Here is a 22155-nt window from a genome sequence, read left to right on the forward strand (position 1 = left end):
AGTTTAACTGGCTATTATGGGTGTGTTAGGTGCTGATACGAATGATACGGGTAACATGCTGCGCTTGAAAATCACCTGGACAGGCAAAATTTAAAATATGAGAGGCTGGTCAAATTATGCGGGGGATTGTTGCAGGGCACAGGCAGAGAAATGCAGTGTTGTAGGCCGTTACGCTGCCATTCGGCAGCAATGCCCGATAGCGACGCGGGTGCGTCTTATCGGGCCTACGGATACTCTACAGGTTCGGGCGTTAGTAGTAAGAGTGCTCGCCGCGCTGGTGTTCGGTTAAATCGCGAACGCCTTTCAGTTCAGGGAATTCAGCCAGCAGCTGCTTCTCGATACCTTCTTTCAGCGTTACATCTACCATTGAACAGCCGTTACAGCCGCCGCCAAACTGCAGAATGGCGTAGCCTTCATCGGTGATTTCCATCAGAGAGACACGACCACCGTGGCCAGCCAGCTGTGGGTTGATCTGCGATTGCAGCATATACTCCACGCGTTCCATCAGCGGCGCATCATCGGCAACTTTACGCATTTTGGCGTTTGGTGCTTTCAGGGTCAGCTGGGAGCCTAACTGGTCGGTAACGAAATCGATTTCTGCATCTTCCAGATACGGTGCGCTCAGTTCATCAACATATGCGGTCAGCAGGTCAAATTTAATGGCGGTGTCGGTTGCTTCCACGGCGTCCGGCGGACAATAAGAAACGCCGCATTCAGCGTTAGGCGTGCCGGGATTAATCACAAATACGCGGATTTGTGTCCCTTCTTCCTGATTTGCCAGCAGTTTGGCAAAGTGCGCTTGTGCAGCATCGGAAATATGGATCATAGTAATGGCCTAATAGTTGACTATTTTACTTGGTTATAATACGCCCATCATCGAGGCTCTACAAGGTTCGACACAGGCACCATACCTGGACAGTCGCCGCGCCATTGCGTAAAAGCAGCTGCGCGATTTCCGCGACGGTACTTCCGGTAGTGACGACATCATCCACAATAACCATATGGAGTCCCTGCACCGGCAATTCAAGGCGAAAGGCATTTTTCAGGTTACGTTTACGTAATCGGGCGCTGAGATGGTGCTGTGTGGCGGTTGCCCGAACCCGCGAGATGGTCCGGCTGTCCCAGTCGCAACCCAGCCAGCGCGCCAGCGGACGGCACAGTAAATCGCTCTGATTAAACCCCCTGCGCCAGTGTCGGCGTTGCCAGAGCGGGACGCTGACCAGCCTGTCCGGTAGAAGAAGGCCGCTGGCGCGCCGGGTCTGTAGTACCTCCAGTAATAGCAAACGTGAAAGAGCTGAGGCTGTTTCGCTGCGTCGTGAAAACTTGAGCTGGTGGATAAGCCCGCTCAACGGCGGAACATAGTCGCTGACGGTAACCAGTCGCTGCCACGGCGGCGGTTTTTGCAGGCAGCGCCCACAGGGAATGACGGTATGAGCGGCAGGGAGTCCACATTGAGGGCACAGGCTGGCGTGTTGACGCGTTGCCCGCGTACAGACTGAGCAGATCCCCCAATGCCCTAACGTCAGGGGCATTCGGCATAGCCAGCACAATCCCGGTACTGTTAGCATAGATGCATCCTTTCAGGCTAAAAGAGAACAATAACTGATGAATGACATCTGGTGGCAGACCCAGGGTTCGGGAAATTGCCATCTTGTGCTGCTGCACGGATGGGGACTGAATGCGCAAGTGTGGCATTGCATAAGCGAGGAACTGAGCTCGCATTTTACGCTGCATCTTGTCGACTTACCGGGATTTGGTCGTAGCCAGGGTTTCGGTGCAATGTCACTGGAAGAGATGGCTGAGCGGGTATTGAAACAGGCACCGGAGAAAGCTATCTGGCTCGGCTGGAGTCTGGGCGGGCTGGTCGCGAGTCAGGTGGCGTTAACGCATCCTGAGCGTGTTCAGGCGCTGGCGACCGTCGCGTCTTCCCCTTGCTTTAGCGCGCGGGATGAGTGGCCGGGAATCAAGCCAGAGGTGCTGGCAGGTTTCCAGCAGCAGCTGAGCGAAGATTTCCAGCGTACGGTGGAGCGTTTTCTGGCATTGCAAACGATGGGCACAGAAACTGCGCGTCAGGATGCGCGAGCGCTAAAGAAAACGGTACTGGCTTTACCCATGCCGGACGTCGAGGTGCTCAATGGTGGACTTGAGATCCTGAAAACGGTCGATCTGCGAGAACCGCTGTGCGCGGTGGAAATGCCTTTCCTGCGGTTGTATGGCTATCTTGACGGGCTGGTGCCGCGCAAAGTCGTCCCGATGCTGGATGCACTGTGGCCGCAGAGCGAGTCTTTGGTGTTTGCCAAAGCGGCGCATGCGCCGTTTATCTCGCATCCCGTAGAGTTCTGTGCAGCGCTTGTGGCGTTAAAACAGAAACTATAAATTTGATGTGTTGCCCGGTGGTGCCATGCTCGCCGGGCCTGAGATTAATGGCTGCGCGTAGCCAGATCCTCAGCGGTCAGGCCAGTAATTCTGATGATGGTTAGTGGGTCTATACCATCAGCCTGCATGGTTGATGCAATACGTAATGCTTCCTCTCGTTTGCCTTGTTGCAGACCCGTTTGTAACCCCTCCTGTAACCCTTCTTGCAACCCTTTCCTATGGCCTTCCTGAAGACCATTTAGGTGCCCTTCCTGTCGTAATCTTTCGGCGATAGTCATCAACTTGTCCTTATGTTGGGGTAAACGTTCGGCGACTTCATGAAGAAACTCGCCAAAATGTGTGGTGTTACCGGCCTGCATTAAATAATTAAACAAGGCTTTCAACTGGTTGTCATTAGCGTGTCCTTTAACAAGCAGGATGGCCAGTTTTTCTACCAGCCCCATCAAATCGCGTTTACGAATACGCTTTTGGATGAGCTCCAACAGCGCCATCCGGCGATGCTGCATAATCTCGTCATCGGGCACAACAGTGATATCGATCAGTGGAAACGCGGTGCTATACCTGAGAAAAAAGATGACGAGACTCTACTTCCCAGGTTACCAGTAATCATCCACGGATTAATAACGATGCGTGGCTGACTGGAAGATAGATCTTTTTTGCTGAAATAATGAAATCTGTGTGGAATCCATTACGCAAAAAAGCCGGATATCAGCGTAAACGTGCTATCCGGCCGGGACGTTTGCATCATTTGTAGGCCGGATAAGCGTAGCGCCATCCGGCAAAGAGCATCTGATTAGCGTAAAGCCCACCACTCGCGCAGGCAGGCTTTACCTTCTGGGCAACTTTTGCAGCTTCCGGAAAGACACCCGTCGGCATCTTCCTGAATCCGCACCGCTTTGCCCATCTTTTCTAACTGATTCAGCATGGCGTCAATCATGGGCTGCGGGGTATGCAGCGTGTGGCTAATTTGTGTCGCCTCCATGCGCCCCCGCAAAGCCAGTAAATCACGAACCTGAATAAGCGATGCCATTGTCGATAACCTTAGTGGCAATCGCCAGTCGTGCTGGAACAGCAGGAACTCGCCGTCCTATTGGTTGCCAGCAGTGCGAGGTCCACGCGGCTGCGAGCTCGACGCAGCAGGCCCAGCAACACGATGTTAAACAGGATGACCGCTAAAATGCACACCAGGCTGTAGGTCGGGTGCTCTTTGTAGCTGACCGTCTGATAAAACAGCGTCGACAGAGAGTAGGCGATATTCAGGCCCCACAGAATCGAGAAGCTCATCCAGCCACGGCTGGATTCACGTGCGATAGCGCCCATCACTGAAATGCACGGTACATACAGCAGAACAAAGATCAGGTAGCTGTACGCGGCGGCGGCGCTGCCAAATTTCTCGCCCATCACGCCCATTGCACCGGTAGCCATTTCACCGTCGCCCTTGCTGGCTTCGATAGGGTTAGCCAGCACGCTCAGGCTGAAAGTGTCTTTCAGGCTTTGCCAGGTTTCATCTACCGCGCTGAGCAGCTCATCACCGAGGTGGAAATCTGCCGGGTTGAACTCTTCTTCCTGAATGTTTTCTGCGGTATAGAGCGTGTTCAGCGTACCGACAACCACTTCTTTCGCCATCGCGCCGGTGAACAGACCTACGGTTGCCTGCCAGTTATCTTCGTGAACACCAATCGGTTTGAAGACTGGGGTAATGACGCGGCTAACGGAAGCCAGAGCTGAGTCGTTGATGTTGTCGACGATTTTCCCGCTCAGTGAGAAGCTGTTAAAGGCACTGAGGAAAATGCTGACGATGATGATGACTTTACCTGCACGCAGAACGAAGCCTTTCAGACGTTGCCAGGTTTGAATGATCAGACTCTTAATGTGCGGTACGTGATATACCGGCAGCTCCATCACGAACGGCGTTGCTTCGCCACGCATGATGGTGTGTTTGAGCATCAGGCCGGTCAACACCGCCATGACGATACCCAGTACGTACAGCGAGAAGACCGCCAGCGCGCCGTTCTGACCAAAGAACGCGGCGGCAAAGACGGCGAAAATCGCCAGACGTGCACCACAGGACATAAACGGCGCCATCATGATGGTCATCAGACGCTCACGCGGGGCATCCAGCGTACGTGCGCCCATCACTGACGGTACGTTACAGCCAAAGCCGACGATCAGCGGGACGAACGATTTGCCCGGCAGTCCCAGCGCCTGCATCAGACGGTCCATCACAAATGCGGCGCGCGCCATGTAGCCGGAGTCTTCAAGGAAGGAGAGGAACAGATACATCATGCCGATTTGCGGTACCAGCGGCAGCACGGTGTTAATCCCGCCGCCAAGGCCCTGGGCCAGGAAGATGGTCAGCCAGTCCGGGAAATGCAGCGTATAGCCAATCCACTGAATACCATGGATAAAGAGTGCCACGGATCCAACATCAAACAACGGCTGCAGCGCGCCGCCAATGTTGATGGCAAGCAGGAACATCAGGTACATCACGAACAGGAAAATCGGCAGACCGAGGAAGCGGTTGAGGATAATTTTATCTACCGCGGTGGTGAAACGGCTCGGCTCTGCCGTCAGGGTATTACTGACGGTATCGCAGATAGCAGCAATGCACTGGTAACGTGCATCGGCAATATGTAGCGCCGGGTCGTCCATTGTCTCACTCAGGCGAGCAACAGCGGCATCAAGGTTTTGTGCTGCATCACCGGCGTAAGCACGGCTGTAGATATCGCCTTCGAGCATCTGTAGGCCCAGCCAGCGGCGCTGTTTAAGCGGCATATCTTTGGCCATTGCGTCGGCGAGGGAGTCAGCTTCTTGCAGCAGCGGCTGGGCATAATGGACCAGCTCAACGGTGTCGTTTTCTTTGTAGCGATCGATCGCCAGCTTCAGTGCTTCAATGCCGCGCGCACGAGTGGAAACCAGTGGAACCACCGGACAGCCAAGACGAGCGGAGAGGGCGTCGATATCGATACGGATTTGCTGTTTCTCAGCAATATCCAGCATGTTCAGTGCGACGATACAGGGAATACCCAGCTCAAGCAGTTGCAACGTCAGGTAGAGGTTGCGTTCAAGGTTTGAAGCATCGACCACGTTGATCAAGAGATCCGCGTCGCCGCTTAAAATATAGTGGCAGGCAATCTGCTCATCGAGAGAGGTTTGCGATGAGATTGTCGTCAGAGAATAGGTGCCGGGTAAATCGACCAACGTGACCTGGTGGTCCGTCGTGGCGAAATGGCCTTCTTTACGCTCAACGGTAACGCCAGCCCAGTTGCCTACACGCTGGCGCGCGCCGGTGAGCTGGTTGAATAAAGTTGTCTTGCCGGAATTAGGATTACCAATTAAACCAATGGTTAGTTTTTTCATTTTTATAGACTCACTGTATTAACAGGAAACCGCTTCCACTTCTAATAACGCCAGATCCTTCTTACGCAATACCAGACTTACGCGACGCGTTTCGATATGGATAGGATCGCCGAGCGGGGCGACGCGTACCACGTTGAAGGATGAGCCGGGTAGCATGCCAAGTGACAACAGTTTCTGACGATAAGCCGGGCTGATTTCACGGGCAAAACCGGTAATTTTCCACGCACTGTCAGGAGTGAATTGCATAGGGACCTACTTATATCTCGCTAACTGGATGATAACCTCATGGGGCGACAGGGCGGCATGAGACCAGATGATTAGCCAACGTAAGGAAAGAGTAAATAATCAACAAATCAATGATAATGAGAATGGTTTCTATCATCAATAGAATAAATGTGACGGAATGTACAATTGGATAATAATTTGAGCCAATTTTGATATTCCTCAATATTTATTCTGGTTGGAAACGAGTGATTCGCGGAAGTAATTATTGGGGATCTTAATGTTTAATTAAGGTTTCATCTGTTAATGAAGTGATAAATATATTGTGGTGCAAAGCGGGGCATGGATTAAATATGCCGGATGGCGTCGCTCATGCGTCTTATCCGGCCTGCAAATTAATTGCGATAACCTGGCCGGACAGGGCGTTTACACCACCATCCGGCACAGGGTTTAAACTTAGCGTTTTTTACCCATCGCCGCCGCCAACGCATCCATCATCGCGCTGTTGCCTGCAGGCTGTGCGTCACGGCCACGCGGTTTCGCCGCTTTTGGTGCCGGGCGATTGCCCTGAGCGCGATCGTTATTCCCGCCGCCGCGACGCGCATTGGTTTCACCCGGCTGCTCGTCCAGACGCATGGTCAGCGCGATACGCTTACGTTGCAGGTCCACTTCCAGCACTTTCACCTTCACAATGTCGCCTGCTTTCACCACGGTGTGCGGATCTTCGACGAACTTATTCGACAGCGAAGAGATATGCACCAGACCATCCTGATGAACGCCGATATCAACAAACGCGCCGAAGTTGGTGACGTTGGTGACTGCCCCTTCCAGAATCATTCCCGGCAGCAGATCGTTCATGGTTTCTACACCATCGGCAAACTGCGCGGTTTTAAATTCAGGACGCGGATCGCGGCCCGGCTTTTCCAGCTCTTTGATGATGTCGGTGACGGTCGGCACCCCGAAGCGTTCGTCGGTAAAATCAGCGGCTTTCAGATTACGCAGTTCGCTGCTGTTACCCATCAGGTCACGCAACGATTGCTCGGTGGCGGCCAGAATGCGTTCCACAACCGGATAAGCTTCCGGGTGAACGGTAGAGGCATCCAGCGGGTTATCGCCGTGGTTGATACGCAGGAAGCCCGCGCACTGTTCAAAGGCTTTAGGACCCAGGCGGCTGACTTTTAACAGTTGCTGACGGTTCTGGAATTGACCGTTCTCATCACGCCAGGCAACGATATTCTGCGCCATCATGCGCGTCAGACCAGCAACACGGGTCAGCAGCGGTACGGAGGCGGTATTCAGATCGACGCCGACGGCGTTCACGCAGTCTTCCACCACCGCATCCAGCTTACGCGCCAACTGAGTCTGGCTTACGTCGTGCTGATACTGGCCCACGCCGATAGATTTCGGATCGATTTTCACCAGCTCAGCCAACGGATCCTGCAGACGACGGGCGATAGACACTGCGCCACGCAGAGATACGTCGAGGTCCGGGAACTCCAGCGCCGCCAGTTCGGATGCGGAGTAAACCGACGCACCGGCTTCACTGACGATCACTTTCTGCGCGGTCACTTGCGGGAACTGCTTTTGCACGTCGAGGAAGAAACGCTCGGTTTCGCGCGACGCCGTACCGTTACCAATCGCCACCAGTTCAACGTTGTGTTTTTCACACAGCGCCGCAACGGCAACGGCGGCTTTGGCGGCCTGACCGGTATGCGGATAAATGGTGTCGGTCGCGACCAGCTTGCCGGTACCGTCAACCACTGCCACTTTTACACCGGTACGCAGACCTGGATCGAGGCCCATGGTGGCGCGCAGCCCGGCCGGAGCGGCCATCAGCAGGTCATGCAGGTTACGGGCAAAGACGTTGATAGCTTCATCTTCCGCACGTTCGCGCACGGTACCCATCAGCTCCGTTTCGAGGTGCATCAGCACTTTGATGCGCCAGGTCCAGCTAACCACGCCTTTACGCCAGCTGTCTGCTGGGGCGTTGCTCAGGCGTAGTCCCAGGTGATCCCGGATAATCTGTTCGCCGTGGCTCTCTTTTGGTGGCTCATCGAATTGCGGATCGGCATTCAGTGAAAGTTGCAACACGCCTTCGTTACGGCCACGGAACATGGCCAGCGCACGGTGGGAGGGCACGGAAGAAATCGGTTCGTGGTGATCGAAGTAGTCGCGGAACTTAGCGCCTTCCTCTTCTTTACCGCTTACCACGGTGGCGACCAGGTGGGCGTTTTTCCACAGATAATCACGTACTTTCGCCAGCAGAGCAGCGTCTTCAGCGAAGCGCTCCATCAGAATGTAGCGCGCGCCGTCGAGGGCGGCTTTGGTATCCGCCACGCCGTTTTCGGTGTTGAGATATTTTGCGGCTTCCGTTTCCGGGTCGTGAGATGGTTCGTTCCACAGCAGGTCTGCCAACGGCTCCAGTCCGGCCTCAATGGCGATCTGCCCACGGGTGCGGCGCTTTGGTTTATACGGCAGATAGAGATCTTCGAGTTCGGTCTTACTTAACGTACCGTTGATCGCTTTCGCCAGATCGTCGGTCAGTTTGCCTTGCTCGCCGATAGATTTCAGGATTGCCTGACGGCGGTCTTCCAGTTCACGCAGATATCCCAGACGGGTTTCCAGATTACGCAGTTGCGTATCGTCCAAACCGCCGGTGATTTCCTTACGATATCGTGCGATAAACGGCACGGTGTTCCCTTCGTCAAGCAGGCGAACGGCAGCTTCTACCTGTTCAGCACGAGCCTGAATTTCACCTGCGATAATGCGGCAGAAAGAATCATTCATCATGGATAGCTTCGTCTATAGGATAAAAAATCAGGGGATAGTTATACGGATTGACTGGCAAAAATGCCAGCCATCTGCCGGGGCTTCGGATTGTTCCGGTCTCACTTCACGTATTCAATCTCGTTCACGTACCAGCTGGCTTCGCCACCTGGGGTGTTTACTACTGCGAGATCGCCGACCTCTTTTTTCAATAGCGCCCGCGCCATTGGTGAGTCGATTGAGATGTAATCTTTACGACCGAAGATCTCATCGTAGCCAACAATACGGAATTTGCGGATGTCGCCATCGTCATTTTCAATCTCAACCCATGCGCCAAAGAAGACTTTGCCTTCCTGCTGCGGGGAGTAATCGACGATTTTTAGATTCTCCATGCACTTGGTCAAATAACGGACGCGGCGGTCGATCTCACGCAGGCGCTTTTTATTATACTGGTAGTCGGCATTTTCGCTGCGGTCACCCAGACTTGCGGCCCAGGTAACTTTTTTGGTGACTTCCGGGCGCTCTTCACGCCAGAGATAATTCAGCTCTTGTTTAAGTTTTTCATACCCTTCACGGGTTATCAGGGGCGTTTTCATCTTATTGTTTTACCTTCGACTCTGTGATGATGCGCACAATTAGTATTACGTGAGCATATCAACAGAATAAATAATGTATTGCGAGAAACATTGTATACTTAAGCTGCTGTTTAATATGCTTTGTAACAATTTAGCCTGGAATTCATACCAGAATTCGCTGGTGACTCACGTTAGCTTTCTTAAGAATATACACTTAATTGTTGCGAACCTTTGGGAGTAATAACAATGCAAGAGAACTATAAGATTCTGGTGGTCGATGACGACATGCGCTTGCGTGCGCTTCTGGAGCGTTATCTGACCGAGCAGGGCTTCCAGGTTCGAAGCGTCGCAAACGCTGAGCAGATGGATCGTCTGCTGACCCGTGAGTCCTTTCACCTGATGGTGCTGGATTTAATGCTGCCGGGAGAAGATGGCCTGTCTATTTGCCGTCGCCTGCGCAGCCAGAGCAACCCGATGCCGATCATTATGGTCACAGCGAAGGGTGAAGAAGTTGACCGTATCGTAGGGCTGGAAATCGGTGCCGACGATTACATCCCGAAACCGTTTAACCCGCGTGAGCTGCTGGCACGTATTCGCGCAGTCCTGCGTCGTCAGGCGAATGAACTGCCGGGCGCACCTTCTCAGGAAGAAGCGGTTATCGCTTTTGGTAAGTTCAAGCTGAACCTCGGTACGCGTGAAATGTTCCGCGAAGATGAGCCGATGCCGCTCACCAGCGGGGAATTTGCGGTACTGAAAGCGCTGGTAAGCCACCCGCGCGAGCCGCTGTCGCGAGACAAGCTGATGAACCTCGCCCGTGGTCGTGAATATTCTGCGATGGAACGTTCTATCGACGTCCAGATCTCCCGTCTGCGCCGCATGGTGGAAGAAGATCCGGCTCATCCACGCTACATTCAGACCGTATGGGGTCTGGGCTATGTCTTTGTTCCGGACGGTTCTAAAGCATGAGGCGAATGCGCTTCTCACCACGAAGTTCGTTTGCCCGCACGTTATTGCTCATCGTCACCTTGCTGTTTGCCAGCCTGGTGACGACATACCTGGTAGTGCTGAACTTCGCGATTCTGCCGAGCCTCCAGCAGTTTAATAAGGTCCTGGCGTACGAAGTTCGTATGCTGATGACCGATAAACTGCAACTGGAGGACGGTACGCAACTGGTGGTGCCGCCCGCATTCCGCCGGGAAATTTATCGTGAGCTGGGTATTTCCCTCTATTCCAACGAGGCCGCTGAAGAGGCCGGACTGCGTTGGGCGCAACACTATGAATTCTTAAGCCATCAGATGGCGCAGCAGCTGGGTGGCCCAACGGAAGTCCGCGTTGAGGTCAACAAAAGCTCGCCGGTCGTGTGGCTGAAAACCTGGCTGTCGCCCAATATCTGGGTACGCGTGCCGCTTACGGAAATTCATCAGGGCGATTTTTCACCACTGTTCCGCTATACGCTGGCGATTATGCTGCTGGCTATCGGTGGGGCGTGGCTGTTTATCCGTATCCAGAACCGGCCATTGGTGGATCTTGAACATGCGGCGCTGCAGGTGGGGAAAGGTATCATTCCGCCGCCGTTGCGTGAGTATGGTGCTTCAGAGGTGCGCTCCGTAACCCGAGCCTTTAACCATATGGCCGCGGGTGTGAAGCAGCTGGCCGATGACCGTACGCTGTTAATGGCAGGCGTGAGCCACGATTTACGTACCCCGCTGACGCGTATTCGTCTGGCGACGGAAATGATGGGCGAAGAGGACGGTTATCTTGCGGAGTCCATCAATAAGGACATCGAAGAGTGTAATGCCATCATCGAGCAGTTCATCGATTACCTGCGTACCGGTCAGGAGATGCCAATGGAGATGGCAGATCTGAACTCGGTGCTGGGTGAAGTGGTTGCGGCAGAAAGCGGCTACGAACGTGAAATCGAAACTGCGCTGCTGCCGGGCAGCATTCAGGTGAAGATGCACCCGCTGTCGATCAAGCGTGCGGTTGCCAATATGGTGGTTAACGCCGCCCGCTACGGCAACGGCTGGATTAAGGTCAGTAGCGGAATGGAGCAGCATCGCGCCTGGTTTCAGGTAGAGGATGATGGTCCGGGCATCAAGCCGGAGCAGCGTAAGCACCTGTTCCAGCCGTTTGTCCGCGGCGACAGCGCGCGCAGTACCAGCGGCACGGGCCTGGGGCTGGCGATTGTGCAGCGTATTATTGATAACCATAACGGTATGCTGGAGATTGGTACCAGTGAACGCGGTGGGTTGTCGATTCGTGCATGGCTTCCGGTTCCCTTCACTCGCGCACCGGGCAACACGAAAGACGCATAACAAAGAGAGGCGAAATGCCTTAATGCTCGTCAGTTAAGCATGTATGGTGAACATGTGATTCTTGCTCAGGGTTCCGTTCACCTCAGCGATGTCATTTCTCTGAAGCGCTGATGCCCGTGAACGTGCAAGGAAGGCTCACCGCCGCCTCCCTTGCAACCCAGGCTCCCGGCGGGAAAATCGTCGCTGCGCGAGTTATTCGTCTTATGCCGTCTGCCTGTCGGGTCGGGGCCGAGCCTGCATCCATGCAGGCCATCCCCTCTGCCCGCATCCCTGCGGGCAGTCCCGGTCAGCCGTCAACGCCTCATCGATTTTCAGCCGGACCAGGGTGTCGCTTCAGCGCTCTGGCTTTCAGCTATATCTGTTTTGCTGTTCACAGGTATTCAAGTAAAAGCTCAGGTGGTCAGGCGTGGCTGGTCTGGCTGAAAATTGCCGACGTGTTTCCGTAAGGCCGGGAGAGCCAGCATGGATGCTGGCTCAGGGCGCGCTTTGCAGGGACGCTTCCTCGCGCCCGGCCCGGAAGCCTGGAGGAATAAGCGGAGGGTATTGCGTAGCAACAATTTTCCCGCCGGGAGCCGGGATTGTAAAGGGCGTGGCGGAAAACGCCCTTTACACGTTCACGGGAATCCGTGTTTCAGAGAAACAATGAGCATGAGGTGAACGGAACTCTATCTCCGGGATAGCATGTTCTTTACCTCCGCCAGTTTACTGAAACTGAGGCGCTAACTGACTGGCATTAAGGCGAAATGCCTCCCTTTTTGTTTGCGGGATAGGCCGTAAAATAACGGACTTAAATTGCTTTTAATTGATTAATTATAAAAGGATTTCTTTGAATTAATAAAAGCAGTTTTCTGGGTGCTCCTGTGGGCTGGCGTCGTTTCGTTTCCCAGCTTTTAACCAGGTCATAACTCACGCCAACGGCGATGGCAAAATCCTGTTGGCGTAACCCTGTTGCTTCGCGGATGGCTTTAACATCAATTTCGCTAAAGGTATGTACATGTTCAGGCTTAGGTGTTTCTTCACCCTTCTCTATACGCACCATTTCTTCTGCACTGGCCAGCAAATCGGCAAATAATTCGTCTTTCATTTTGGCCTCACCACACCGGATAGCGGTGTCCTGATGATTAAAATTCCCATGATTAAATCAGCATATTGGATAAGTGCATTAAAACTCTTTTTTGCTCTTCGGTTAAATCATCCTGTTCATTTTTAGGATAGAGCAAAGCGAGATAGATTCGACCTTTGCGCGTCACGTTGTAATAAATAACCCTAATACCGCTGCGTTTGCCCATACCAGAGCGGCTCCAGCGAATTTTTCTGAATCCACCTGTACCAGCGATAGTATCTCCAGCCTCAGGGTTCTCTATAAGCGTCTCTTGAAAGGCGCGAAACTCATCGTCAGGCAAAAGTAACGGACGGCGTTTACTAAATCCTTGTAGCTCAATAAATGTGAACATAGCGCGTCCTGCGCATGGGGTTGATAGTACAGATTATAGGTGTACGGAGTACATTTTAAAAGATAGACACAATAAAAAACCCCTTATCCTCTCGGATAAGGGGCTATATAACGAATCAAAAATTACAGCTTCGGTCCGGCGCTAACCAGCGCTTCACCCGCAGGGGTATCGGTATATTTCTCGAAGTTCTCGATAAACAGTTTCGCCAGTGCATTGGCTTTTTCCTGCCACTGCTCCGGAGATGCGTAGGTATTACGCGGATCGAGAATGCGAGTGTCCACACCCGGCAGCTCGGTCGGGATAGCCAGGTCAAACATTGGCAGACGGAACGTTTCCGCGTCATCCAGCGAACCGTTCAGGATTGCGTCGATAATCGCACGGGTATCTTTGATAGAGATACGCTTGCCGGTACCGTTCCAGCCGGTGTTAACCAGATACGCCTGCGCACCTGCCGCCTGCATACGTTTCACCAGCACTTCTGCGTACTGCGTTGGGTGCAGAGACAGGAATGCTGCGCCGAAGCAGGCTGAGAAGGTTGGGGTCGGTTCGGTGACGCCGCGTTCGGTACCGGCCAGTTTGGCGGTGAAGCCAGACAGGAAGTGGTACTGTGTTTGGTCTGCGGTCAGGCGAGAAACCGGCGGCAGCACGCCAAATGCGTCGGCGGTCAGGAAGATCACTTTGGTAGCATGGCCCGCTTTTGACACCGGCTTAACGATATTATCGATGTGATAAATCGGGTAGGAAACGCGGGTGTTCTCAGTTTTTGAACCATCATCGAAATCGATGGAACCATCTTCGCGCACGGTGACGTTTTCCAGCAGCGCGTCACGACGGATCGCGTTGTAGATTTCCGGCTCGGCATCTTTAGACAGTTTGATGGTCTTCGCGTAGCAACCGCCTTCGAAGTTAAACACACCGTCGTCATCCCAGCCGTGTTCGTCATCGCCAATCAGGCGACGTTTCGGGTCGGTGGACAGCGTGGTTTTACCGGTGCCGGACAGGCCAAAGAAGACTGCCACATCGCCTTTTTCCCCAACGTTTGCTGAGCAGTGCATGGAGGCAATGCCTTTCAGCGGCAGCAGGTAGTTCATTACGGAGAACATACCTTTCTTCATTTCGCCGCCGTACCAGGTACCGCCAATCAACTGGATACGCTCAGTCAGGTTGAAAGCCACGAAGTTTTCGGAGTTCAGACCCTGCTCTTTCCACTGCGGGTTGGTGCATTTAGCGCCGTTCATCACGATGAAATCAGGTTTGAAATCAACCAGCTCTTCGTCGCTTGGGCGGATGAACATGTTTTTGACAAAATGCGCCTGCCAGGCAACTTCGGTAATGAAGCGCACGGAAAGACGGGTATCGGCGTTAGCGCCGCAGAAAGCATCAATGATAAACAGGCGCTTGCCGGAAAGTTGCTGGGTGACTAATCCTTTCAGATGCTGCCAGGTTTCCGGGGAGAGCGGTTTGTTGTCGTTCTTACCTTTACCTTTGTCGGACCACCACAGCGTGTCGCGCGTGGTGTCGTCACGGACAATGTACTTATCCTTTGGCGAACGTCCGGTAAAGATACCGGTATCAACGGCAACGGCGCCCAGATTCGTTAACACGCCACGTTCATAACCTTCCAGGTTTGGATCAAGTTCTTCCTGGAAAAGCGTGTCGTAGTCTGGATTGTAAACGATATCCTGAACGTCATTGATACCATAAGCCTTGAGATCTTGCGGGGTTAAACTGTTGTTCACACGCATTTCACTGCTCCTTAGCCAATATGTATTACCTGGAATAGTAAGGTTTTTTAGGGATTGTTAACCGCGACAAGGCTCATAGATTTACGCATCCGGGAAAATCACGGGCGACCGAATGCGCTGCGACTCCTGTCACAAAGAGGCAGATATTATGGCAGGAAACCCTTTTTTGTTGTGGAAAATGTTCTTAAAACGTTAATGGAGAGTGTTTTTGGCGGGAATCTTGTGAGTGTAATCGCATTCACGTAAGAAATGAATGTGGGTTATACATAAACAATATCGATTCACTTCCCGTCGTCGTGGTCTGAAATCGCTCTATCAATGCTCAAAATTGTGAAGTTGATGCGATAATTAGCTTTTCCCTTCATTCTGGATACTGACATGGATAGTGCTGAAATTTCACGTACGACGCGTTGGGGCATGATATTCATCGGCCTGTTGCAGGGGACATTATGCTATCTGCTGATGACATATCTGGTGCCCCATAATGACGGCTGGCTGTTCTATGGCATGCCTGCGACGATTGCGATCACCTCGGCTCTTTTACTTACTGTTGTTTCTTTCAAACAACGCGCGCTGTGGTACTGGATGGCGCTGATCTTTGTTGTCGTGCTGGCGATGAGTGTCTGGCTAAAGTGGCAAGTCGAGGACAGTGATAAGTGGCGGCAACATGAAGTTTTTATGTTCTATGGTTGGCGCTTACTGCTGATAGCGATGCTTGCTTTGCCCTGGATTCAGTACTCGCTTCATGTCTCTCGTGAGCAGGCGCGTTACCCGCATTTTTATCGGCAATTGTGGCTTAATGCGTTGACGTTGCTGATTGTCTTTGTCGCCAACGGTTTGTTCTGGCTGGTGCTCCTTCTATGGAGCGAGATGTTTAAGCTGGTCGGTATTCCCTTCTTCAGCACGCTCTTCTTTGATACTGACTGGTTTGGCTATGTGGCCTTTGGTCTGATTACCGCACTGGCAGTGGTACTGGCCCGAACACAGTCGCGTCTGGTCACGGCGGTACAAAAATTACTGACGTTTATCGCCACCGGTCTGTTACCTCTGGTCGCGCTGTTGGCGCTGATGTTCATACTGACCTTACCCTTCACCGGGCTGGAGGCTATTTCGCAACGCGTGTCTGCGGCCGGGTTGATGTCAACGCTGACGCTGCTCCTGTTGCTGTTGATGGCTATTGTGCGTGAACCGCAAAAAGAGGCGTTACCCTATCCTGGCGCGTTACGCTATCTGATCAAATGCTCTCTGATTGTCGCGCCTATCTATATGCTGATTGCCGGTTGGTCACTGTGGGTGCGAATACAACAGTACGGTTGGACGCCTGAGCGTTTGTATGGCGTGCTGGTGGTCGTGGTACTGCTGGTATGGTCGTTTGGCTATCTGGCCAGCATTTTGCGCCGCGGGCGCAATCCACTTGAGCTTCTGGGGCCGGTCATTCTTGGCGTTTCGTTGCTGGCGTTGGGGCTGTTGGTTCTGCTGTCATCGCCGGTTATTGATGCCTGGCGCATCAGCGTTAACAGCCATATGAGGCTGTATCACAGCGGAAAAATTAAACCGGATCAAGTCAGCCTGTATATGTTGGATCACAGCGGAAAACCGGGGCGCGCAGCGTTGGAAGCATTACAAAAAGATGTGGCGTTTAATCAAGACAGTAAACGCAGACGCGACTTGATTTCTCTGCTGCAAGGGCGCCGGGATCCGGTTAAAGAGCTAACCGCAACACAGTTAGTATCGAAGGTTGTGATTGCTCCGGGGAGCCAGAAGCCAGACGATGCGTTCTGGGCGTTTGTCAAAACACAGGGGTATCGCATCACCTCTTGTGCTGAGCAGAATGCGTGCGTACTGGTGAGTCAGGACCTCAATGCGGATGGTCATCCTGAGCAGGTGTTATATGCCTTTGGCGATGGGGAGAGTCTGGTCTTCGGCGTGCAAAAAAACAAATGGGATTTGTTAGCTGTTGCCAGGCTACCTGAAGGATTCAATAAGGATAAATTGCTGCAGGCGGTGGCGAATCAGCAACTGGGCTCAGCCCCCAGAATCTGGCGGGATATCACTATTGATGGCAAAAGACTGCCGATGACTTATTACACCGAGTGAGTGTGTTGCCGACATCGTTTTTGCCGGATGGCAGCGCGAACGCCTTATCCGGCCTACGACAGTTTTTCCGTAGGCCTGATAAGCGCCGTGCCATCAGGCAAGACAGTGATTAATGCACCTGGGGATCGGCAGGGGAGGCATTGCTGCGGATCTCAGCAATATCCATGGCGTTAAACAGATAGTGACTACCGCAGTAATCGCAGTGCATATCGATCTCGCCTTCTTCCGCCAGAATGCTGTCCACTTCTTCGTCCGGCAACGTTTTCAGTGCGCCTGCGCAGCGTTCGCGTGAACAGGTGCATTTGAACTCAACGTCCTGTGGATCGTAGAGAGTAACCTCTTCTTCGTGGTACAGGCGCCACAGCACTTCGTTGGCCGGCAGCGTCAGCAGCTCTTCGGCTTTGATGGTTTCGGTCAGGGCGGTCAGGTGATCGAAATCATCTGCCTGTGCGTTTTGCGCCGGCATTACCTGCAGCAGCATTCCGCCAGCAGCGGGTTTGCCATCGACGTCGCCAGTGCGGATGAACAGGCGTGTCGGCAGCTGTTCAGAACGCATGAAGTAATCTTCCAGACACGCTGCCAGCGTGTCACCTTCCAGACCGACCACGCCTTGATAACGCTCGCCTTCTTCCGGGGTAATGGTGATCACCAGGTAACCGTTGCCCACCAGCGTTTTCAGATCGGCATCTTCAGGAATATCACCCTGCATGCGGGCCACGCCGCGCATCTGCTGGTTGTTGTTGCCGTTGATGACGGCCAGGCTCAGCGGACCATCACCCTGCAACTGCACAGTGATATCACCGGCAAACTTCAGCGTGGCGGTGAGCAGGCTGGTGGCAACCAGCAGCTCAGCCAGCACGTTTTTGACCGGCTGCGGGTAAGTATGATTTTCGAGGATCTGTTGCAGGGTTTCCGAAACGGTCACCAGCTCGCCGCGCACGGCAAAGTTTTCAAACAGATAACGATGTAATTGGTCATGTTGCGGCATAATCATCTCTCTTGCAGGTGACAGTCACTCGCTGTCGCCGTGTTTAAATCGTAACAGGTCGCGGCGCTCTTTCTTGTCCGGTCGTCTGTCCGGGTGCGGCATGGTTAACGCGTTAAGTTTACGCGCCAGCGCCATTTTTTCGCGTTTTTCCACGCTTTCCGCGGTTTCTTCATACAGCGTAACGGCTTCCGTTGCCGGGCGACGCTGCTCGGTAATGGCCTTGATAATGACCGTTCGTTCGTCATTTCCCTGGCGCAGGGTGAGGGTGGCGTTCAGCTCGACAATCTTGCTTGGCTTACTGCGCTGGCCGTTGTAGTGCACCTTACCGCCTTCAACCATTTCGCGGGCTAGCGCACGCGTTTTGTAAAAGCGTGCAGCCCACAGCCATTTATCCAGCCTGACTTCAGCAGAGGGCTTTTCTTTCATGGCGTCTCCTTCACATCAGTGAGGGGATCAGTCGGCGGTAGTCATTCAGTGACGGATGGCGTGCGTACTGTTTTTCGGCGATGCCGGAGTCGGGATTGGTTACGCCGAGGCAGTAACGAATACCGTACAGAGCAGCGGCGTCGAGAATGGGTTCGCTGTCGTCAATAAACAGCGTCTTCTCTGCACTCATTCCCGTTTCTTCAGCCACAGCGTGCCATAACCGCTGATCCTCTTTGGGATAACCAAATGTGTGGGTGGAAAGTAATAAATCAAGGTGTGAGGCCAGACCGGTATGCTCAAGCTTCACCGCCAGATTATGCGGATGCGCGTTGGTGAGCAAAATGCGGCGCTTGCCGCTGGCTTTTAAGGCATCAAGAAACGGTACGGTATCTTCGCGCAAAACGGCGCGCGGTCCCTGTTCCGTGGTCATGGCGCAAATATCCAGATCCAGGCACTCGCTCCAGTAATCCAGGCAATACCAGTTTAGCGTATGCTGCACGGCATGATACTGCTGACGAATATAGTCCTGAGCTTCCTGAGGAGAGATACCCTGCTTCGCGCCATAGGTTTCCGGCACCAGTTTTTGCCAGAAATAGTTATCGAATGCCAGGTCGAGCAGCGTGCCGTCCATATCTAACAACACGGTGTCGACATCCTGCCAGGCAATATTGATATGCATGGAAACTCCCCAGAAGAAAACATGATGCGCGACAGGGTAGCATATCCTGGCGCGCGAGCGTGTTATCGAATCAGGCTTTCCGGGTTGTCAATCAGTGTTGGATTGAGGCAACTTTCATAGTAGCTCTGAATTTCCGCGATGCGGGTGCGGTGACGCTGGTAGCGTCTGAATGCCTGTATGCTGTTGTAGATAGCGCATCCGAGCATGGAGAACATCAGCAGCGTCGTGCCAAGGTAGCGCCATAATCCTGAACGATCCGGGATACGGTGCAGGCCAATGTGCTGGGTACCATTGGCGTCAGTCGAAATATTGGTGACGATCCCCTCCGCGCGAAACGGCGTCTGCATTAGCATCTGTGCCAGGCGCTGGAAGGCGTTCCACTGTTCCTGAGGCGGATAGTCATATAGCGAGGTCGTCGGCCACGGCTGATCGACCAGATCGCTGCCTTCGTCGCTGATAATCAGGAAACCGCCGGGAGCAGGGCTATTCAGCGCCTGGGCTGCTCGTGCAGTCTCGCGTGAAATAAACGGTGCTGTAGAGGTATTCACCAGATTATCCAACGACTCTGCGCTTACCGGACGCAGCAGCACGTTCACGCCATCCAGTTTGCCTGCGTTTGCCCGTTTCACCAGCGCGGCCCAGTCTTTACTGTTACCGAGGTTAACCAGTGCATTCTTTAAGCGTACACATTCATCTTTGGCTGCACACAGATCGGCCGTTTTCAGGACAATCTCACCAAAATCGTCCAGTAACACCATGCCGGACTTTTGGATTGCCGAGCGTAGCGATGCGCTGACGCGAGAGTCATCGTCAGGTTTGGGATGCAGCTGACGGCTCACTGCCTGCGTGAGGGCGGTAGCCTTATTCACCAGGTCAGACTCAGGCAGCGGCAATGCGCGCGCGTCATTCCAGATAATTTGCGAGCAATCGAAAGGCATAAACGGCGTGGCAGGCTGCGCATTCCAGCTCCCTTGGGTATGAATGTTACACATACCCGTACCACTCAGGTGCAGCGTGTCACCCACGCGAACGCCCGCGTTTTCGAGCTGTTTAACGCTGGTGGCTTCGATAGTTTGCGCGCCCTTCATCCAGGAGAGCGTGACCTTTATCGGCATATCCAGCGGGATCCAAAACAGCAGCATCAGTAGTACCAGCAACGAGCCGCCTGCGATGACGGCGTTGCGCAGCCAGTGCTGTAACGGGAAGTTTTTCACTTCATCGTGCAGAGATAAAAAACGCCCCTGGCGGGCAACGTGGCGATCGAGATAAATATCGATATCCGTTTGCTGGCCAAGGTCTTGGGCGATGTAAGGTTGCCAGTGAGGTGGGTAGATCAGATCAATAATACCCAGCGAGATATTATTAATTTGTTCCTGGTCGTTTTCGCCAAACAATCCCCAGCGACGCGGCGTACCGCGCAGACAATGAATTTCCCGCAGGGCGCTTTTAGACGGCGGGGCGAACAATCCCCACAGACCCGCAGCTAACAGCAATACCGCGCCACCAACTGCCCACGGAACAAACGTGTTCGGGATAACCAAACAGAAAAAGAACAGCAGGAATGAGGCGGTTATCAGCAACGCCTCGCGCAATCCCGAAGGGCGGCTGAGCGCATATTCTTCATGGGTTTCCTGGCGAATATTCAGCAGTTCAATCTGCTCACTTTCTTCACCACGAATGGAAGCCTGGGTAGAAGCGGTGTGCTGTAACGCATAACCTCGCGCTTCCTGCATATATTCCTGCAGCGTATGGCCGTTCAACGAGATAACCAGCGGTATCGTATTGGTGTGGATTATCTCAACGCTGTTTTCGTCGTTGATGTATTGTTCCCAGAAAGGGGGAAGATGTACCTCAACGGAATCAAGATAGTAGCGCCATTTGTTAGGATCGTCGGTGGTAATGCCGTAACGTGTAATCGAACGAGTAAGCACGATGACGCTATTACTTTGGGCATTCAACGTTAATGAGACCGGCGCAGCACTGGCTCCTGTTGGACCAGGAACTTGCTGAATTTGACTAAGGCTTTCGAGATAGTTTTCGACTGCGCTGCGTTCTTCAGGTGTGAGTTTACGTTTCGAGGCGTCTGAGAAGACGCTGCTCAAGGGTAAATTTTTCTGCCTGGATTTTGATTTGAGTAGCCATCCTGCAAGCAATGAGCAGGCCAGCAAAGCAGCTAAAAAAATCAGAATGGTGCTCATGCTTTCCCCATCTTACTTAGTCTGTCAGGCGTGGTCAGTCGCACCCTGTTCAATATTCGTGATTCTGTGGTTGGCTATCGGCAAGTGTGGAGTCGAACTTGAGCATCTTTAAGTACAGCCCAGTAAATGCGAATCATAGCAAAATCACCAAAAATGGAATATCAGCAAATTCCTGGAGTTATTTCAACCTATTGACTTTTAATTTGAAATAGGGATTAACTTTTAGTACGTTACATAAATGTAAATAAACGGCAATTCACATTGCCGAAACCGTGCGGTATATCGCACAATAACCCCAGATTTCACAGCATAGATCCTCACAATGAGCAAATCATTACAGAAACCCACGATTTTGAAAGTGGAAACCGTCGCCCAATCCCGGCTGTTTAAGGTCGAAAGCGTGGACCTTGAGTTCAGCAATGGTGTACGCCGCGTTTATGAACGTATGCGTCCATCCACGCGTGAAGCGGTAATGATTGTGCCGATTGTTGACGACCATCTGATCCTTATTCGCGAGTACGCGGTCGGGACGGAGTCCTACGAACTGGGTTTTTCCAAGGGATTAATCGATCCTGGCGAAAGCGTGTTTGAGGCGGCGAATCGGGAGCTGAAAGAAGAGGTGGGGTTTGGCGCAAAAGATCTGACGTTTTTAAAGAAACTCAGCATGGCGCCATCTTATTTCTCCAGCAAGATGAACATCGTGGTGGCAGAGGACTTATATCCTGAATCGCTGGAGGGTGATGAACCCGAGCCATTACCGCAGGTGCGCTGGCCGCTGGCGCATTTGATGGACCTACTGGAAGATCCTGATTTTCATGAAGCACGTAATGTCAGTGCGCTGTTCCTCGTCCGTGAATGGCTGAAAGGGCAGGGACGGCTTTAATTACGATTGCCAACTGATACCTTATCCAGCCTACAAAATTCCGGAAGATCAAATAATTGTACCGAAATTGT

Annotated in this window: 20 protein-coding genes and 1 pseudogene; 6 read left to right on the forward strand and 15 right to left on the reverse strand. The window is 52.9% G+C overall.

Annotated features, from left to right (window positions below; all coding sequences use genetic code 11):
- Window positions 1-250: 250 nt before the first annotated feature.
- Together nfuA and gntX are read right to left on the reverse strand one after the other, a co-directional pair.
- Window positions 251-826, reverse strand: coding sequence for a Fe-S biogenesis protein NfuA (gene nfuA, locus JQN59_RS01435; RefSeq protein WP_003023509.1), 576 nt, complete (start codon window positions 824-826; stop codon window positions 251-253).
- 58 nt (window positions 827-884) lie between these two features.
- Window positions 885-1568, reverse strand: a complete 684-nt coding sequence (gntX, locus tag JQN59_RS01440; RefSeq protein WP_149607338.1) for a DNA utilization protein GntX — start codon at window positions 1566-1568, stop codon at window positions 885-887.
- 37 nt (window positions 1569-1605) lie between these two features.
- Between gntX and bioH the strand changes: the two genes are divergently transcribed.
- Window positions 1606-2376 carry a pimeloyl-ACP methyl ester esterase BioH gene (bioH, locus tag JQN59_RS01445; RefSeq protein WP_048215399.1) on the forward strand — a complete coding sequence of 257 codons (771 nt, stop codon included), beginning with the start codon at window positions 1606-1608 and terminating at the stop codon, window positions 2374-2376.
- Between the two features lie 44 nt (window positions 2377-2420).
- Here the strand turns inward: bioH and JQN59_RS01450 are convergent.
- The 6 genes and pseudogenes from JQN59_RS01450 to greB form a co-directional block, all read right to left on the reverse strand.
- Window positions 2421-2936: pseudogene (locus JQN59_RS01450) on the reverse strand (Rpn family recombination-promoting nuclease/putative transposase); the annotation flags it as partial.
- A 233-nt stretch (window positions 2937-3169) separates the two neighbouring features.
- Window positions 3170-3406: a [Fe-S]-dependent transcriptional repressor FeoC gene (gene feoC, locus JQN59_RS01455; protein ID WP_003023516.1), complete on the reverse strand. Its 237-nt coding sequence runs from the start codon at window positions 3404-3406 to the stop codon at window positions 3170-3172.
- Between the two features lie 11 nt (window positions 3407-3417).
- The gene (gene feoB / locus JQN59_RS01460; RefSeq protein ID WP_008786334.1) at window positions 3418-5736 is read right to left on the reverse strand and encodes a Fe(2+) transporter permease subunit FeoB; all 2319 of its coding nucleotides are present in this window, start codon (window positions 5734-5736) and stop codon (window positions 3418-3420) included.
- Window positions 5737-5754: 18 nt separating this feature from the next.
- Window positions 5755-5982 carry a ferrous iron transporter A gene (gene feoA, locus JQN59_RS01465; RefSeq protein ID WP_003023519.1) on the reverse strand — a complete coding sequence of 76 codons (228 nt, stop codon included), beginning with the start codon at window positions 5980-5982 and terminating at the stop codon, window positions 5755-5757.
- Between the two features lie 432 nt (window positions 5983-6414).
- The gene (locus JQN59_RS01470) at window positions 6415-8748 is read right to left on the reverse strand and encodes a Tex family protein (protein ID WP_149607337.1); all 2334 of its coding nucleotides are present in this window, start codon (window positions 8746-8748) and stop codon (window positions 6415-6417) included.
- Between the two features lie 98 nt (window positions 8749-8846).
- The gene (gene greB, locus JQN59_RS01475) at window positions 8847-9320 is read right to left on the reverse strand and encodes a transcription elongation factor GreB (protein WP_003023524.1); all 474 of its coding nucleotides are present in this window, start codon (window positions 9318-9320) and stop codon (window positions 8847-8849) included.
- A gap of 225 nt (window positions 9321-9545) precedes the next feature.
- Here greB and ompR point away from each other — a divergent pair, with 225 nt between their 5' ends.
- The 3 genes from ompR (at window position 9546) to JQN59_RS01490 (ending at window position 12060) form a co-directional block, all read left to right on the forward strand.
- Window positions 9546-10265, forward strand: a complete 720-nt coding sequence (gene ompR, locus JQN59_RS01480; RefSeq protein WP_001157751.1) for an osmolarity response regulator transcription factor OmpR — start codon at window positions 9546-9548, stop codon at window positions 10263-10265.
- A complete protein-coding gene (envZ, locus tag JQN59_RS01485) occupies window positions 10262-11614 on the forward strand; it encodes a two-component system sensor histidine kinase EnvZ (protein ID WP_003827658.1) in 1353 nt (450 codons plus the stop codon). The genes ompR and envZ overlap by 4 nt, the downstream gene beginning before the upstream one ends.
- Before the next feature lie 110 nt (window positions 11615-11724).
- Complete coding sequence (locus tag JQN59_RS01490; protein ID WP_204528220.1) at window positions 11725-12060, forward strand: hypothetical protein; 336 nt, start codon at window positions 11725-11727, stop codon at window positions 12058-12060.
- Window positions 12061-12401: 341 nt separating this feature from the next.
- On the opposite strand, the gene nadS is transcribed toward JQN59_RS01490, so the two are convergent.
- The 3 genes from nadS to pckA all read right to left on the reverse strand — a co-directional run bounded on the left by nadS (window position 12402) and on the right by pckA (window position 14813).
- Window positions 12402-12698: a NadS family protein gene (gene nadS, locus JQN59_RS01495; protein WP_048236945.1), complete on the reverse strand. Its 297-nt coding sequence runs from the start codon at window positions 12696-12698 to the stop codon at window positions 12402-12404.
- 52 nt (window positions 12699-12750) lie between these two features.
- Complete coding sequence (locus JQN59_RS01500; RefSeq protein ID WP_047408175.1) at window positions 12751-13068, reverse strand: toxin HigB-2; 318 nt, start codon at window positions 13066-13068, stop codon at window positions 12751-12753.
- 122 nt (window positions 13069-13190) lie between these two features.
- Window positions 13191-14813, reverse strand: a complete 1623-nt coding sequence (pckA, locus tag JQN59_RS01505; RefSeq protein ID WP_003023529.1) for a phosphoenolpyruvate carboxykinase (ATP) — start codon at window positions 14811-14813, stop codon at window positions 13191-13193.
- A gap of 378 nt (window positions 14814-15191) precedes the next feature.
- Here pckA and JQN59_RS01510 point away from each other — a divergent pair, with 378 nt between their 5' ends.
- On the forward strand, window positions 15192-16910 hold the full coding sequence (locus JQN59_RS01510; RefSeq protein ID WP_149607336.1) for a DUF4153 domain-containing protein: 1719 nt from the start codon (window positions 15192-15194) through the stop codon (window positions 16908-16910).
- Between the two features lie 109 nt (window positions 16911-17019).
- Here the strand turns inward: JQN59_RS01510 and hslO are convergent, their stop codons facing one another.
- The 4 genes from hslO to igaA all read right to left on the reverse strand — a co-directional run bounded on the left by hslO (window position 17020) and on the right by igaA (window position 21201).
- Window positions 17020-17898 (reverse strand): Hsp33 family molecular chaperone HslO, encoded by an 879-nt coding sequence (gene hslO, locus JQN59_RS01515; RefSeq protein ID WP_003023531.1) that lies wholly within the window; start codon window positions 17896-17898, stop codon window positions 17020-17022.
- A 24-nt stretch (window positions 17899-17922) separates the two neighbouring features.
- On the reverse strand, window positions 17923-18324 hold the full coding sequence (gene hslR / locus JQN59_RS01520; RefSeq protein ID WP_003837900.1) for a ribosome-associated heat shock protein Hsp15: 402 nt from the start codon (window positions 18322-18324) through the stop codon (window positions 17923-17925).
- A 10-nt stretch (window positions 18325-18334) separates the two neighbouring features.
- The gene (gene yrfG, locus JQN59_RS01525) at window positions 18335-19003 is read right to left on the reverse strand and encodes a GMP/IMP nucleotidase (RefSeq protein WP_003023533.1); all 669 of its coding nucleotides are present in this window, start codon (window positions 19001-19003) and stop codon (window positions 18335-18337) included.
- Between the two features lie 62 nt (window positions 19004-19065).
- Entirely contained in the window at window positions 19066-21201 is a 2136-nt protein-coding gene (gene igaA / locus JQN59_RS01530) for an intracellular growth attenuator protein IgaA (protein WP_032945218.1), read from the reverse strand.
- A 322-nt stretch (window positions 21202-21523) separates the two neighbouring features.
- Between igaA and nudE the strand changes: the two genes are divergently transcribed.
- The gene (nudE, locus tag JQN59_RS01535; protein WP_003827667.1) at window positions 21524-22084 is read left to right on the forward strand and encodes an ADP compounds hydrolase NudE; all 561 of its coding nucleotides are present in this window, start codon (window positions 21524-21526) and stop codon (window positions 22082-22084) included.
- The last annotated feature ends 71 nt before the right edge of the window (window positions 22085-22155 follow it).

This window comes from Citrobacter sp. B72 (assembly GCF_016894305.1).
GTDB classification, from domain to species: domain Bacteria; phylum Pseudomonadota; class Gammaproteobacteria; order Enterobacterales; family Enterobacteriaceae; genus Citrobacter; species Citrobacter portucalensis.

Bases quoted from the DNA above. Each gene is read 5' to 3' on its own strand.
- greB (WP_003023524.1), bottom strand. From the start codon at position 9,320: ATGAAAACGCCCCTGATAACCCGTGAAGGGTATGAAAAACTTAAACAA.
- nudE (WP_003827667.1), top strand. From the start codon at position 21,524: ATGAGCAAATCATTACAGAAACCCACGATTTTGAAAGTGGAAACCGTC.
- ompR (WP_001157751.1), top strand. From the start codon at position 9,546: ATGCAAGAGAACTATAAGATTCTGGTGGTCGATGACGACATGCGCTTG.
- feoB (WP_008786334.1), bottom strand. From the start codon at position 5,736: ATGAAAAAACTAACCATTGGTTTAATTGGTAATCCTAATTCCGGCAAG.
- JQN59_RS01470 (WP_149607337.1), bottom strand. From the start codon at position 8,748: ATGATGAATGATTCTTTCTGCCGCATTATCGCAGGTGAAATTCAGGCT.
- JQN59_RS01490 (WP_204528220.1), top strand. From the start codon at position 11,725: ATGCCCGTGAACGTGCAAGGAAGGCTCACCGCCGCCTCCCTTGCAACC.
- igaA (WP_032945218.1), bottom strand. From the start codon at position 21,201: ATGAGCACCATTCTGATTTTTTTAGCTGCTTTGCTGGCCTGCTCATTG.
- yrfG (WP_003023533.1), bottom strand. From the start codon at position 19,003: ATGCATATCAATATTGCCTGGCAGGATGTCGACACCGTGTTGTTAGAT.
- nfuA (WP_003023509.1), bottom strand. From the start codon at position 826: ATGATCCATATTTCCGATGCTGCACAAGCGCACTTTGCCAAACTGCTG.
- gntX (WP_149607338.1), bottom strand. From the start codon at position 1,568: ATGCTAACAGTACCGGGATTGTGCTGGCTATGCCGAATGCCCCTGACG.
- JQN59_RS01510 (WP_149607336.1), top strand. From the start codon at position 15,192: ATGGATAGTGCTGAAATTTCACGTACGACGCGTTGGGGCATGATATTC.
- feoA (WP_003023519.1), bottom strand. From the start codon at position 5,982: ATGCAATTCACTCCTGACAGTGCGTGGAAAATTACCGGTTTTGCCCGT.
- feoC (WP_003023516.1), bottom strand. From the start codon at position 3,406: ATGGCATCGCTTATTCAGGTTCGTGATTTACTGGCTTTGCGGGGGCGC.
- nadS (WP_048236945.1), bottom strand. From the start codon at position 12,698: ATGAAAGACGAATTATTTGCCGATTTGCTGGCCAGTGCAGAAGAAATG.
- JQN59_RS01500 (WP_047408175.1), bottom strand. From the start codon at position 13,068: ATGTTCACATTTATTGAGCTACAAGGATTTAGTAAACGCCGTCCGTTA.
- hslR (WP_003837900.1), bottom strand. From the start codon at position 18,324: ATGAAAGAAAAGCCCTCTGCTGAAGTCAGGCTGGATAAATGGCTGTGG.
- hslO (WP_003023531.1), bottom strand. From the start codon at position 17,898: ATGCCGCAACATGACCAATTACATCGTTATCTGTTTGAAAACTTTGCC.
- pckA (WP_003023529.1), bottom strand. From the start codon at position 14,813: ATGCGTGTGAACAACAGTTTAACCCCGCAAGATCTCAAGGCTTATGGT.
- bioH (WP_048215399.1), top strand. From the start codon at position 1,606: ATGAATGACATCTGGTGGCAGACCCAGGGTTCGGGAAATTGCCATCTT.
- envZ (WP_003827658.1), top strand. From the start codon at position 10,262: ATGAGGCGAATGCGCTTCTCACCACGAAGTTCGTTTGCCCGCACGTTA.